We start from the raw sequence: 14,374 nt of genomic DNA on the forward strand, positions 1-14,374 counted from the left end.
GTGATTGATCAATTCTGGAACCACTGTGTTGAAGCGCTTCGGAAGGAAATTCCAGCCCAACAAATCAAGCTGTGGATCGAACCACTGACCGTGGTTGAATTTGATGAAGACACCGCCAGCCTGAGCATGGCTGCCCCAAACCGCTTCAAGCTGGATTGGGTACTGAATAACTATGGCGGCCGTTTCAATGAACTGGCCACTGAGTTTTTTGGTTGCGACATGGCCATTCAATGGCAAGTGGCCGCCAAACAGGCCAGTCCTTTGGTGGCCCCTCCCCCGGCTTCGGCCAAAAACAACAGTGAAGCTGCCACGCAAGGTGCACCCAAGGTTGCCGCCGTCAAACGCGACGAAATTGCTGCCACAGTTTACGAACGCAGCCGTTTGAATCGTGACCTTTGTTTTTCCAATTTTGTCTCGGGCCGTGCCAACCAACTGGCCAGGGCTGCCGCTGAACAAGTGGCGTCCAACCCGGGCGTCAGTTATAACCCGCTTTTTTTGTATGGCGGGGTGGGCTTGGGCAAAACCCACCTGATTCACTCCATCGGCAATCGCCTGCTGGAGCAGAACCCCAATACGCAGATTCGTTACATTCACGCAGAACAATATGTCAGCGATGTGGTGAAGGCCTATCAAAAAAAGGCATTTGAAGAATTCAAACGCTCTTATTACTCGCTCGACTTGCTATTGATCGACGATATTCAGTTTTTCGGGGGTAAAAGCCGAACGCAAGAAGAGTTTTTCTATGCTTTTGAACAATTAATTGCGGCCAAGAAGCAAATCATCATCACCAGCGATACCTACCCCAAAGACATTCAGGGCATGGACGACCGGCTGATTTCCCGATTCAACAGCGGTTTGACTGTGGCGATTGAACCCCCCGAACTCGAGATGCGAGTGGCCATTCTGCTGAAAAAAGCCGAACAGCAAAAAATTATGTTTTCGGAAGATGTGGCCTTTTTCGTGGCCAAACACATGCGCAGCAACATCCGCGAACTGGAAGGCGCCCTGCGACGAATCATGGCGTTTGCCAGTTTTCACAACAAGCCCGTGACCATGGACCTGGTGCGCGAAGCTTTGCGCGACATGATTTCCGTCCACCATGGCCAGGTGTCGGTTGAGAGTATTCAAAAAACAGTGGCTGATTACTACAAAATCAAGGTAGCAGACATGTTTTCAAAGCGCAGGCAAGCGCAAATTGTGCTGCCGCGCCAAGTGGCCATGTATTTGGCCAAAGAATTAACCGAGAAAAGTTACGTGGAAATTGGTGAGTTGTTTGGTGGAAGAGACCACACCACGGTACTGCATGCGGTAAACAAGATATCGGAATTGCGAAATCAGTCATCAGAGTTGAACCATGCGCTGCACGTGCTGGACCAAACCCTGAAGGGTTGATTTAGAATTGTGGATAACTGTGTAATAAGCGTGCAGAACAACACGAGTTATCCACAGAAAAAAAGAACCAGGAAAAATCGGAAAAAGTTATCCACAGTATGCAGATTGAATCCCAGAAGTTCTACACCCATTTTGAAAGAACCTAAGAAGCTCAATTCAAAGGAAAAAATAGAGTTGTCCACAGAATCGAATCAACTCTATTAACTAATCCTATAAGGAAATATTAAATGGAATTAATTCATAGCTCACGCGATGCATTGGTTCGAAAACTGCAAATCGTCAGCAACATCGTCGAACGTCGAAACACCTTGCCGGTGTTGGCCAACATTCTGTTGAAAAAACAGGGCGGCCTGCTGACACTGCTGTCTTCAGACATTGAAATGCAGATTCAAACCAGTGCAGAAGTGGGTGCGGGTGGTGAAGACACCGCGACCACAGTGGCTGCGAGGAAATTCCTGGATATTTTGAGATCACTCCCCGAAGATTCGGATGTCATGGTGAAGCTGGACGGCAAGAAAATGTCTGTACAGGCCAAGAAAAGCCGTTTTGCCTTGCAAACCCTGCCCGCCGAGGATTTCCCGCTGGTGCAGGAACCCAAAGAATGGGTGACACAAATCAGTCTGCCGCAAAAAATGCTCAAAAATCTGTTGGGCATGGTTCATTTTTCCATGGCTCAACAAGACCTGCGTTATTACCTGAATGGTGTTTTGTTGGTGATTGAAAGTGCCTGCGTTCGCGCTGTGGCTACCGATGGACACCGCCTGGCCTATGCCGATGCACCTGGTCAAGGTGGCACCGCCAAGCATGAGGTTATTATTCCGCGCAAAACCGTACTAGAGCTGTCGCGTTTGCTGAATGACACCGATGACACTGTAACCATTGATTTGGCGAGCAACCAGGCGAAATTTACCTTTTCGGATATCACCCTGATCACCAAGTTGGTGGAAGGCAAGTTTCCCGATTATCAGCGGGTAATTCCCAAAACCCATCAGCACCACGTGGTTATTTCCCGCGACGCCTTGTTGCACTCGCTTCAGCGGGCCTCGATTTTGACCAGTGACAAATTCCGAGGTATTCGCTGGGTGTTGGGTGCCAATGGTTTGACCATTGTGGCCAACAACTCGGATCAGGAAGAAGCCCGGGATGAAATGGAAGTCGAATACCAAGGTCCCGAGATTGACGTGGGTTTTAACGTAAACTACCTGTTGGATGTGTTGAACAACCTCAAGTCGGAAACCGTGCAGTTTACGTTGCAAGACGGAAACAGCAGTGCACTGGTGACCACCCCAGGCAAAGACGATTTCAAGTATGTCGTCATGCCCATGCGTATTTAAAACGACAATAAAACGAAAAAAACAACACTCTTATGACTTCAGAAACACAGAATGGCGGTGACTTGCCCGTACAAGGCAACAACGCAGATTATGGCGAAGGTTCAATCCAGATTCTCGAAGGCCTGGAAGCAGTCCGAAAGCGTCCTGGCATGTACATCGGTGACACGTCCGATGGTACCGGTTTGCATCACCTTGTGTTCGAAGTCGTTGACAACTCGATTGACGAGGCCTTGGCGGGTCACTGCGATGACATCGTGGTAACCATTCATGCAGACAATTCAATCAGCGTGACCGACAACGGGCGGGGCATTCCGACCGGCGTAAAGATGGATGACAAGAATGAGCCCAAGCGCTCTGCGTCTGAAATTGCGCTGACTGAATTGCATGCTGGCGGCAAATTCAACCAAAACAGTTACAAGGTTTCGGGTGGTTTGCACGGGGTGGGTGTTAGTTGTGTGAACGCCTTGTCGAGCTGGTTGCGTCTGATTGTTCGCCGTGAAGGCAAGGTGCATCAGCTGGAATTTGCCCGTGGTTTTGTTCAAAACAGAATCATTGAGCAGGTAGACGGTGTGGATGTGTCGCCCATGAAAATTGTGGGTACCACTGACAAGCGTGGTACGGAAGTTCACTTTCTGCCCGACACTGAAATTTTTCAGCACAACAACGATTTTCACTATGAAATTCTGGCCAAGCGCCTGCGTGAACTAAGCTTCCTGAACAATGGGGTGCGTATTCGTCTGAAAGACGAGCGCACTGGCAAGGAAGACGATTTCGCCGGCAGTGGCGGCGTGATGGGTTTTGTTGAATTCATCAATGCCAACAAGAAAATTTTGCATCCGAATACGTTTTATGCAGCGGGTGAACGCCCAGCCGAAACTTATGGTGGCATTCCCGGCACCAGCATTGGTGTTGAAGTGTCGATGCAATGGAACGACGGCTTTAATGAATCGGTGCTGTGTTTCACCAACAACATTCCGCAACGTGATGGTGGTACACACCTGACTGGCTTGCGCGCCGCCATGACCCGAGTGATTGGCAAGTACATTGAAGTCAATGAAATTGCCAAGAAACAGAAAGTGGAAGTGACAGGCGATGACATGCGCGAAGGCCTGTGCTGCGTGCTGTCAGTGAAAGTGCCTGAACCCAAGTTTTCGAGCCAAACCAAAGACAAACTGGTGTCCAGCGAGGTGCGTGCACCTGTAGAAGACATTGTGGCCAAGGTGCTCAGTGAGTTTTTGGAAGAACGGCCTAACGATGCCAAGCTGATTTGCAGCAAGATTGTTGAAGCAGCGCGTGCTCGCGAAGCTGCGCGCAAAGCGCGCGACATGACACGCCGCAAAGGTGTGCTGGACGGTGTTGGCTTGCCCGGCAAACTGGCCGATTGCCAGGAACGTGACCCCGCCAAATGCGAAATTTACATTGTTGAGGGCGACTCTGCGGGTGGTTCAGCCAAACAGGGACGTGATCGTAAATTTCAGGCCATTTTGCCGCTGCGCGGCAAGGTACTCAACGTTGAGAAAGCCCGATTCGACAAGTTGCTGACTTCGGAGCAAATTACCACGCTGATTACTGCCTTGGGTACCAGCATTGGCAAGGACGACTTCAACCTGGCCAAGTTGCGCTATCACCGCATCATCATCATGACCGATGCGGACGTGGACGGCGCACACATTCGTACACTTTTGCTGACTCTGCTTTATCGCCAAATGCCGGAATTGGTTGAACACGGCCATGTGTACATTGCGCAACCGCCGCTGTACAAAGTAAAGCACGGTAAAGATGAGCGTTACCTGAAAGACGATCAGGAAGAGGCGCAGTACATGCTGACCATTGCCATGGAAAAAGCAGCGCTGATTCCTGGTGAAGGCAAAGACCCAATCAAGGGTGAAGCACTGGAAGAACTAGCTCGACAGTTTGTGACTGTGGAAGCAGTGGTGCGTCGTTTAAGCCGAATGATCGATCCCGATGTACTGAACGCGATTGTGGAAGGCGTTGAACTGGATCTTGATTCAGAACAAGCATCCAAAGCCAGCGCAGCCCGTTTGCAGGCCGTACTCGACCCCGCAATCATGACTGTGTTTTCACAGTTCGATGAGCAAAGTGACAAGCACCGTGTGTTGATTCACCGCCGCCACCATGGCAATGTGCGTGTCACCACAATCGACCCTGACTTTGTTCATGGTGCTGATTATCCACTGTTGGCCCATGCCGCGAAAACCTTCAAAGGCTTGATTTCCGAAGGCGCTGAAATTCAGCGTGGCGAAGGTGAAAAGCAAAAGGTGCAAGCAGTGCAAAGCTTCCGCGAGGCCATGCACTGGTTGCGCGAACAGGCAGAAAAAGCGATTACCAAACAGCGCTACAAAGGTTTGGGTGAGATGAACCCGCAGCAGTTGTGGGAGACCACCATGGACCCCACAGTGCGCCGTTTGCTGCGTGTTCAAATTGAAGATGCGATTGCGGCAGATCAAATTTTCACGACCCTGATGGGCGATGAAGTTGAACCCCGTCGTGCGTTCATTGAGAGCAACGCTTTGAAAGCCGGCAATATTGACGTTTAAGCACATGTGGAGCGAAAAAATAGTTGGCCATTTCTGTTAAATAGTTGGCCAACTTTCTCCAAACATTAGGGTATAGAGAAACGGCTAACTTCGGTTGGCCGTTTTTGTTAGAGTCAACAACTGCTTGATTTAATGTTATTTTTTTAGTTTATTTTGAGAATCTTTTAAAAAATTGATCTTGATTTTGTCCTAAATTCCAAAAATATTAGGATTTAACAATCAAACCTTATAGACCTAAGTCAGCGGGTTTTGCTTCGAGTGCTTTTTTGACTGCCCAATTTAGTTCAGCATGAACATCGTAGTCGCTTTCTGGATCAAGACTCGGCATATCTGGAACAGCGCCTACTCGGTGTCTCAGATCCTTAGCGATTTGAAGAGCACGAAGCCCAAGTCTTCCAAAATTTAAACTTCTAGTTTGAAAGAATTCTTCATAGTAAGGGGGATGGGCTAAAAATTCGCTTACCCCGTCAAGGTTGGCATGAGCTTGCTTTGTTAAATGTGGCATCTCGAGTACTCGCATTAACAGGTCCTTTGGTAATAGGCGCCAGTCATAGGCTGAGTAGTCAAGAGTAAAAGTCGGAGTTTTGTAACGGGATCTGTATTCCTCTTGCCCGTGCTGTTCCATCTGTGGTTCGCCGTGATCAGAGGCGGCCAAAGCACAATTAATAGCAAAATCATCAAGCTCTGCTGCGATACGAAGTGCAACAAAAGTCCGCTGCTGGCCATCTTTGAGGCGTTGACTAAACCAATCACGTCCAAAAGATAATCCATGGCCAAGAAGCGCGACACCGGCTCCTATAGCCGCAGCAAGTATGGTTACAGAAGACGGAATTTCTGATGTCATTGTATGGTTACCTGGAAATCTTAAGGGTAAGGTTTACAAATAAAGATTAATTACTTTATTTGTGATGTGGGGTACATCAGTTATCACCAAGGGCATGATGACCCGTAGTTTTAATCTAATGAGACCGCGACAATACTTAGTGGTTTGCCGGTCCATGTTTGGAAATCACTCCCATATCCACAAACTAAATCGACAGCATCCTGATTAACAGCGAGATACACTTCATCAAAAAAGCTCATCTGCAACCAAGCATATTTGGTAAGTGCTTGATGAAAAAAAGCCGTACTTGAATTCATCGAGAAGTAGCGAATCTCAATTGCTACCCTCTTACCCTTTGCAGTCTCAAATCCTAGGTCCGGCTTTATTGATAGACCTGACAGATCAATTTCTTTCCAGGTACCGGACAGGCCGAAGTCCGCTGGGTGTTTGTTCACACGATCTACAACCGCGTGTTGAAGTTGGAAAGCGGCCTTGCGTGCCTCTGACCTAGTGTTGTCAACGTTCCTGCTACCTGAATCTTTGGTCTCAAGCTCGATCAAATGTTTCACGCCAGCAGCAATAGTCTGTCCGCTGATCACCGATTCGGCTATTTGTGCCGCTTTGGCAGGGTTAAGCTTGTGGAGTTTCAGCAGTTCCTCGATGCTTGAATACGGAGTTTGGTCCGTGAATTTGCCGATATGTTGATGAAAGTTTTCATCGACAAATTCCTTTAATGCCACGTAGCGTTTCAACATGCGCACCGACAAACCATTGTTCTCAGCATAGACAGCGAGGTGATTCGCAATGCTCAGTTCTTTGGAGTTCTCAAGTTGCCATTGCGCAGCTTTACCCTGGTCGTACCATAAAGGTAAACCTGGTTTGCTTTCCTTTCTTTTAGCCAAAATCGCTTCCTTTACTTTAGAGCGCTAGTTTAACCTTTCTTTTAATTTCGTCAATAACAAAAATATTGAGCAAATTTATTCGCTGGTCTATAGTGGGGGCGGCAATGTTTGGCTTGGCCCCTTGCACCGCTCTCCGTTCAGATAGATAAGTGCTAATAAGTTAGACATTACGCCGCGTTTAAGTATGGTTTATTAGCACATAAGGCGATGTAGAGACGATGAGACGAGAACCTGAAAGACATCTAAGCCCAATGATCTGGGTATCACTTGAGCGCCTTGGTAAGCGCATAAAACTCGCTCGCCTGGTGCGAAATCTGACTCAAAAGCAAATCGCTGAAAGAGCGATGATCAGTGTCGAAACGGTACGCGGCATTGAACGTGGTGAGCCTATTGGTTCGTTTTGTGGCTTCTTGGGAATCCTTCAAGCTCTAGGAGCGAGCAACCAAATTGATTTCGTTCTCCTGGACGATCCCACCGGCACGGTGCTAATGCAGTCACGCGTTCGTAAAAGGGCGGCTCCCATTAAGCCGCCGGAGCCAATACCCTATGTGCCCATCAGGCAAAAGCCCAAATTGACGTTAGTACGAAAGGAGCCCGTGAAAAAAGGTGAGATCGGCGAAGCCATAACCCTGGAGGACATGATGAAGGTACTTCGTGAATCAATCGAGAAATCGAAAAAAGATCCTGATCCAAGCAACAACGACTAGTTGCCGCCCCACCTGCCCACAGCCTTAGCTCTCGCCCCGTCCTGTCCCCGAGTCCTTTAATAACCTAAATTCAACGAATTTTCGGAGGCACTATTTTTGTCAACAACAAAATTATTGCCTTCATTAAATCATACATGATATAATTTCGTTAACAACAAAAATATAACTATGTCCTACCTCACGAAAAAAGATCAAAAGGGTAAGACCAGGCAGATTGGCAAGCGGGGCTTTAGAAAAGGATCGTATTTCACGCATCTCTTAAAGTCTGCGCCGGAGGGAAAGTCGGTGGTTGATAGCAGACACGAACTCATTGCTGGCTATGCCATGGATCTTGATCCCCGCATTAAAACGTTACAAGTTCAACCCTTCACCCTTGATGTAACAACCGGTGAAATGTTGCACACAAAAGATCAGCTTGATCGCTACAGAGAAAAACTTAAAACACGTGGCCGGCAGGCAAGCCTTTACACACCTGATTTCGCTTTAACGATGCAAGACCAAACGGTGCGAATCATTGAAATCAAAGACGCGGCCTGGATTGATTTCACTGATTCTTACGCACGAAAAATTGAGGCCGCCACTGAGCTATTAAAGGTTAAAGGGATTCATTTTGAAATCCTTGCGGGTTCTTATGAGGACACATTGCCATGTGTTCAAAACTTGAAGCTGCTACACAGCATTAATCATCAAATGAACGCCAAAGAGGTTCCTCCTTCATTGCTTGATTTGACTGAAAAATTGCAAGCCGTTCGAGTGTTTGCAGCGCAAATGCATGAGAGCGCAGAAATGCTTTCGGTCTCTGAAATTGCTGATGCAAATGGATTATCAGTAGTACAGGTTTGCATGGCAATTGTCATGGGGATTTTTGATGCGCCGATTTGGCGTGAAGTGATTAATAAAAAAACATTGTTGTCTGGTGCTGCCGATGATTCGATGAATTGCATTCGGTATGAACACTTTGATTTAAGGAGAAGAACATGACGCAGATAACAACGGGTACGGTGTATCAAACCGGCGCATCGCGTTTGTGTATTTCAAAACTGAACAGAGATTCGCAGGTGGTGATGATCACAGATCTTCACACCAAACATGATTTTCCCGTGACACTAACGGAACTGCAGCGAAATATCGCCACTGGTTTGTATGTTCGCGAGAATTATGAACATGACACACGCTGCAGTCTGTCAAGGGTGATGGATGATCCCCAATATAAAAGTGAATACGTCACGGAAGCTAAGCGTCGACAAAATGCGATTGCAAAATTTGAGCGTTTGGTAACCGATGGAATGACAGCTGCGGATGCCTGTGAAAACGTTATTGGCATTTACAGTTTGTCTTGTTCAGAGCGGACCTTCAGACGCTGGTGCCGAGATTTCCGTCACCGCGGTTTTGAAGGTATTACGCCCAAGCACCACAAAAAAGGTAGGTCCAAAATTGTGTTTTCTGAAGAGGTAGAACAGATCATCGTGTTCACTTTGGAGGAGAACTTAAGTAAGCATTACATTCGTATTAAAGAGTTACATCAAATAATTAATCAGAAATTGGCGGAGAAAGGATTCGAGGAAAGATTGTCTTATGACCAGGTTCGCTACTACGTCAATTTGCAGCCTTGGGACAGGCGTGTTCTTGCCAAGTTTGATCCTCGCACCCGACGCTCAGTGGGAAGCATGCGGCAGAAAAACTATCAAACAAATTTGCCATACCAAAGGATTGAAATGGACTGCACGCAACTTGATGTGTTCGTCACTCAACCACTTAGTTCAGCACCGATACGTCCGTGGGTGTGTGTCGCAATTGATGTGGCCACGGGCTTTCCACTTGCAACGGAAATATCGCTTCATACACCGGACACGGTTCAGGTGTTGAAGACACTTGAGCGGGCAATGTACGGATATACCGAGGAAGAATTTGACAAATATGGAGTTATGAATCGTATCGAATACATGGGCCGCCCCCAAACGCTAGTGCTTGATAACGGATCGGAATTTCGATCTGAGAGTTTTTCATCGATCACAGCTTTTGGAATTGCGGTGGAATACAACCCTGCATATTCGCCATATCGAAAGCCATTTGTCGAACGCTTTAACCGCAGTTTGAAGGATTTCACATCAAGTCTTCCTGGATCCACGCGTGGTCCAAAAACTACCAACGCTCGGCCACAAACAGACCTTGGTATGAAGACAGCGATCATCGATTTTTCAGAATTGAAGATGCTGATAACTCGATTTGTATTTGATGACTACAGCATGAGATCACTGGATAGGCACGTTATCGGATCAGTAGCCAAGGGTGAAGATTACGGTTTTTCACCTGCAGAAAGACTTGTGCGCTTGCAGAAGGAAATGATTGCACTAGAGCCAATAACTATGCAAGACATGGCCAATGCACGAATGATTCGAGAAACGCGCACAACGGATAGGGGCGGAATTACGTTTGAGAAATGCAAGTATTCCTCTTCTGAATATGCTGTGTTGTATTCAAAACTGGGCCCTGGCGTAAAAGTGGAAATTTTGTATGACCCGATCGACTGTACTTACATCGATGTGATTGATCCAATCAACAAGGGATCGAAGATTCGATTGAACAACATCTATTGGGATATCGGAAGAAACCCTCCTGTGGATTACACAACGCTCAGATTATTGATAGCCAATGCTGACAAAACACATGGTAGATCTGACTTCGATACGATCGCTGTCGAGTATCAAAAAATGCTTGGCGTGTTTTTTGATGGCGTAAACAAAAGGGCAACGACGAAAACAAAGAAGCATTCGTCGGCCAAGAAAGAGGTCGCAGAGGCCGCTAAATTGGTGCGATCAATGACCACGGGTCGAACCACAAATGAAAAAGAAATTGATGAACCAACCTATTTAACCCAAAGTACTGAATGGAATATCGACTACGAGTCGATTGAAGCGCCAGAGATTGTGACAAAGAAAAATTATCAATGACAGAAAATATAATCAATAACACCGTACACCGACATCCAAGTTTTAAGCGTGTTGAGCAAACACTCAGAATTTACATCAACGAAGGATTGAACCCACCAGTGGTCGCTGGTGCCTACAGAAGCTTGAAATGGATACTTGGTCCCTCAAGGTCTGGAAAAACACAGGTCGTTGACCACGTTATTTCTGACTACAAGTCTCTTGAAACCGTTGATAGTGATAATCGCAAAATTATCCCTGTACTGAAAATCACGATGCAAACTGGCGGCTCAAAGACTGGACTGGCCATGGCCATTCTTTATGGTTTGTCGATGGAGAAGTTTGCTGGCAGAACTGTAAGCGAGAAATTTGATTTGGCCATAAGCCAACTCAAGCTGCACAAAGTCCAGGTTCTTATCATTGATGAAATTCAGCAGATGACCGACGCTGGTCGAAGCAAATCCTTTCGTGGGGCTGCGGACGTACTGAAGGAATTGTTTGAACGAGTTCCCATCACATTCATTTTCGTGGGGCTACCGAATGCGGAAGAGCTGTGGCTTAACAACACGCAACTTGCCAATCGATCGGATCGCAGAGTCTTGTTTATGCCCTATGACTACTCTGATCCTGAGCAATACAAGCAATTCGTCAGTGCTGTAAAGGGCTATTACGATTTTTATGTAACTGCACCATACAACATTGAGGTTGGTCGTGAACGATTCACACGTGCGCTCTATTTTTTATCCGCAGGGCGGTTTGGACTGGTCAGTAATTTCATGCACTCCTTGCAGCTGGAGTTTTTGAGAACCAATCAAAAATTTGGGATTAACAAGAATTTACTTGGTGCTGCAGCCGAGAGAATCGCCGTAGATTTCGACCTTGATGGAAACCCGTTTGAACGAGATATCTCTGATCGCGAATTTTCCGTTCGTTGGGAGCAGATGATTTTGAAAGAAGATTTGACGCGGATTGTTGGCGTCAACGGGAGGCTTGCACATCATGTCTAATTTTGCACACATTGAATTACCCCGCGTTCCCAACGTGCTTGTCCCCAAAAGTGGTGAAGGGTTGGAAAGCTATTTATTGCGTGTGGCAGATCACAACGGCCTGCTAGGAATTCGGGAATTGCTTAGACCAATTCCTGGCTTTGCAATTAACAAGTCAGTGTTTACGTATATAGAACAGGTAGCGGAAATCACGGTTCAGAACGTCAGAGATCTGGCAAACCTGAGAAGAATCGAACAGGACAATAGCACCATCATTCAAGATCGTCATTACAGAATATCGACAACGCCGGTCTGTCCGATGTGCCTGAAGGAGCATGGTTATGCCAAGCAAATATGGCAACACACTCTCTGTACTGCATGCCCCGAGCATGGTGTTCGGCTTGTCGAGAGCTGTGATGTTTGTGGAAGTGATATCGCAAAGGATAGGTACCACCTAAAGGCATGCAATTGCGGTCGAGATTTGACATTGATCAAAACAACGAAGATTTCAAATGCAGAAAAGTGGATGAACAGGCGTTTGGCCACGGATATAACACCCTGCCCGCCAATGAATGATTTTGGAAATACCGACCCGATTCAGTGGAGCAATTTTATTTCCTTGGTGGAATTTCTTTATGCCCATTCGGAGCACAACCAAAATTTATCGAACGGTAAGGCGCTAAAACCAAAGTCTTTGGCGCAGTCGGTTGCGATCGTGCAAGATATTTTGCCACTATTTGAGAATTTTCCGAACCGCGTAAATGAGCTTGTGAAGTTTAGGCTGGACTTGGCCCCGCCGGATTCGTTCTCCGCTGAACAAAGGCTTGGTTATTGGATTAAAAAGCTGACCAACTTATGTGGTTCAGGTCGATACCCTGGTTTCATTCGTGCCGTGCGTGATGCGGTAACTTTGCATTCAGATGGCAAATACCACATCAACGAAAAGGTAGCCACCACGGAGAACTCCCGTTATTTGTCAGTGGCACAACTTGCTAATCATTTGCGTATTCACGAGCAAACAGTGATGGGGATGGTTGAACGCGGGGTACTGAGATATGCGGAAATACCTCATGAACTTAAAACACGCAGTATTTTGATTGAGAAATCTTCTGCCGCTGAATTGGATCAGTTTTTGCGGAGTTTTATGACCAAAGCGGATGCGATGAGAGTTACAGGCTTGAGTCGTAAATCCATCGAGTACTTCATTGAATATGGGATTTTTGAGGCATTAGATGCTGAGATGGTGGGATTGAATTCTAGTCGAGCGATATCAGCAACATCGATAGATACGTTCACCCAAAAGTTGACCACCCAGACTCAAACTAAGGATGGTCCAAAGATGAAGCTGAAGGATTTTTGCGCGAGGATGACAACAAACACTGCTATCCATCGAGCACTTTATATGGCACTTCTCGATGGATCACTGACTGTCGCCTCTTCCACCAAGCAGAAGAAGCTCGGGGACCTTGAATTCCTGGAATCTGATGTTCGGAAGATTTTGCAATCGGGTGAAGAAGAACCTTTACTCAAAATTGTCGATGTCGCCAACATACTAAAAATAAAGGACGAGGTAATTCGGGGATGGGTCAAACAAGGGATTATTCGTTCCTTGGAAAGCGAGATACGTGGTCAAAAGGTAAATTTGATTCCGGTGTCTGCTTTGGCAGAGTTTCAGCAGACCTACATCGTGCTTTCCACGTTGGCTGACAAACTTGGCACAAGTTCAAGAATGCTCTTGAGGACGATCGAATCGCAGGGCCTGAAAACGGTGGGTAGTTTTGAAGTGAGTGAAGGTGTAAGCCGAGGGTACTTGATCGAGGTCACGCAGCTTGGCAAGCTATTATTGCCAAACCAGGCCAAGGCGGCGTAGTTCTGTTATTTCAAGGCCAATCTCAAGAATGGATATTGGCGAATCGGATTGATCATGGCAATATACTGTTTATTAATACAGTATATTGCCGCACATGAAACTCAACACGACGGTTCGAAATAACATTGCACTGGCTTGCCCTGAAGCTGCCCAGGTACTTGATGCAGCGGCGGCCATCATGTCGCCGAATGGGTCATTCACCCACTTTCCAAATACTTTGAAGATCTATGACCGTGAGTATGAGATCGGCCTTCGATTCTTGATTGAACATAAAGTGGTGCTGGTGAAAGCTGGGATTTACAGGATCAACCGCAATGCTCTTGATCCGTTCCGACAACAGGCGACTGGCACCTGAGCATCACGCCAAACCCTTGATTGGTCAGCGTCGAGAACCCCGACAGAGACGGTAGATCTATTTGCAGCAAATTCCATAGTTGGCCAAGGGCATTACTACGCAGACGACCCATTCCGATTTCGGCAACACTTCGGCGTGCGACCTTGGCCGAATCAAGGCGCATCTGAGTGGCTAACTTGATTTTTCAGATGAGCTGGATAAGACTGATCCCAGGGGGAGGGTTGTGTTTATGTATATCGTCAACATGCATCAGGCCAAATCATCTTTATCGCGCTTGGTAGAGGATATCGAGACGGGTAGACAATGCGAAATCATCATTGCGAGAAATGGACGTCCTGTCGCAAGGCTGGTGCCACTTGATTCAGGGAATGCCCATGGGCCACGGCTTGGGGTCGCCAAGGGCCTGTTTGAAGTGCCCGATTCCATCGATGAAATGAATGATGAAGTGGCTAACTTGTTCCTTGGGATACAACAAGATTGAATCTTCTGTTACATACCCCTAACAACCTGTAATGGCCAG

Annotated in this window: 12 protein-coding genes; 10 read left to right on the top strand and 2 right to left on the bottom strand. The window is 46.9% G+C overall.

Features of this window, described 5'->3' with window-relative positions; all coding sequences use genetic code 11:
• Positions 1–3 precede the first annotated feature (3 nt).
• The 3 genes from dnaA (at position 4) to gyrB (ending at position 5,284) form a co-directional block, all read left to right on the top strand.
• Positions 4–1,392 (top strand): chromosomal replication initiator protein DnaA, encoded by a 1,389-nt coding sequence (dnaA, locus tag HKT17_RS00005; RefSeq protein WP_171101578.1) that lies wholly within the window; start codon positions 4–6, stop codon positions 1,390–1,392.
• A 227-nt stretch (positions 1,393–1,619) separates the two neighbouring features.
• Complete coding sequence (dnaN, locus tag HKT17_RS00010) at positions 1,620–2,726, top strand: DNA polymerase III subunit beta (RefSeq protein ID WP_105027770.1); 1,107 nt, start codon at positions 1,620–1,622, stop codon at positions 2,724–2,726.
• A gap of 32 nt (positions 2,727–2,758) precedes the next feature.
• Positions 2,759–5,284, top strand: a complete 2,526-nt coding sequence (gene gyrB / locus HKT17_RS00015) for a DNA topoisomerase (ATP-hydrolyzing) subunit B (RefSeq protein ID WP_105027771.1) — start codon at positions 2,759–2,761, stop codon at positions 5,282–5,284.
• A gap of 226 nt (positions 5,285–5,510) precedes the next feature.
• Here gyrB and HKT17_RS00020 read toward each other — a convergent pair whose 3' ends face one another.
• Positions 5,511–6,128: a hypothetical protein gene (locus HKT17_RS00020; RefSeq protein WP_171096841.1), complete on the bottom strand. Its 618-nt coding sequence runs from the start codon at positions 6,126–6,128 to the stop codon at positions 5,511–5,513.
• A gap of 110 nt (positions 6,129–6,238) precedes the next feature.
• A complete protein-coding gene (locus HKT17_RS00025) occupies positions 6,239–7,009 on the bottom strand; it encodes a hypothetical protein (RefSeq protein ID WP_171096843.1) in 771 nt (256 codons plus the stop codon).
• 218 nt (positions 7,010–7,227) lie between these two features.
• On the opposite strand from HKT17_RS00025, the gene HKT17_RS00030 reads away from it, so the two are divergent.
• The 7 genes from HKT17_RS00030 to HKT17_RS00060 all read left to right on the top strand — a co-directional run bounded on the left by HKT17_RS00030 (position 7,228) and on the right by HKT17_RS00060 (position 14,335).
• Positions 7,228–7,716: a helix-turn-helix domain-containing protein gene (locus HKT17_RS00030; protein WP_240965853.1), complete on the top strand. Its 489-nt coding sequence runs from the start codon at positions 7,228–7,230 to the stop codon at positions 7,714–7,716.
• Between the two features lie 168 nt (positions 7,717–7,884).
• The gene (locus tag HKT17_RS00035) at positions 7,885–8,697 is read left to right on the top strand and encodes a TnsA endonuclease N-terminal domain-containing protein (RefSeq protein ID WP_171096847.1); all 813 of its coding nucleotides are present in this window, start codon (positions 7,885–7,887) and stop codon (positions 8,695–8,697) included.
• Positions 8,694–10,667 (top strand): TnsB C-terminal domain-containing protein, encoded by a 1,974-nt coding sequence (locus HKT17_RS00040; protein WP_171096849.1) that lies wholly within the window; start codon positions 8,694–8,696, stop codon positions 10,665–10,667. The genes HKT17_RS00035 and HKT17_RS00040 overlap by 4 nt, the downstream gene beginning before the upstream one ends.
• An 86-nt stretch (positions 10,668–10,753) precedes the next feature.
• Positions 10,754–11,650, top strand: a complete 897-nt coding sequence (locus HKT17_RS00045; RefSeq protein WP_205882460.1) for a TniB family NTP-binding protein — start codon at positions 10,754–10,756, stop codon at positions 11,648–11,650.
• Positions 11,643–13,499 carry a TniQ family protein gene (locus HKT17_RS00050; protein ID WP_171096853.1) on the top strand — a complete coding sequence of 619 codons (1,857 nt, stop codon included), beginning with the start codon at positions 11,643–11,645 and terminating at the stop codon, positions 13,497–13,499. The genes HKT17_RS00045 and HKT17_RS00050 overlap by 8 nt, the downstream gene beginning before the upstream one ends.
• Before the next feature lie 94 nt (positions 13,500–13,593).
• Entirely contained in the window at positions 13,594–13,854 is a 261-nt protein-coding gene (locus HKT17_RS00055) for a hypothetical protein (protein WP_171096856.1), read from the top strand.
• A gap of 229 nt (positions 13,855–14,083) precedes the next feature.
• The gene (locus HKT17_RS00060; protein ID WP_171096858.1) at positions 14,084–14,335 is read left to right on the top strand and encodes a type II toxin-antitoxin system Phd/YefM family antitoxin; all 252 of its coding nucleotides are present in this window, start codon (positions 14,084–14,086) and stop codon (positions 14,333–14,335) included.
• Positions 14,336–14,374 lie beyond the last annotated feature (39 nt).

It is taken from the genome of Limnobacter sp. SAORIC-580 (assembly GCF_013004065.1).
Taxonomy (GTDB): Bacteria; Pseudomonadota; Gammaproteobacteria; order Burkholderiales; family Burkholderiaceae_B; genus Limnobacter; species Limnobacter profundi.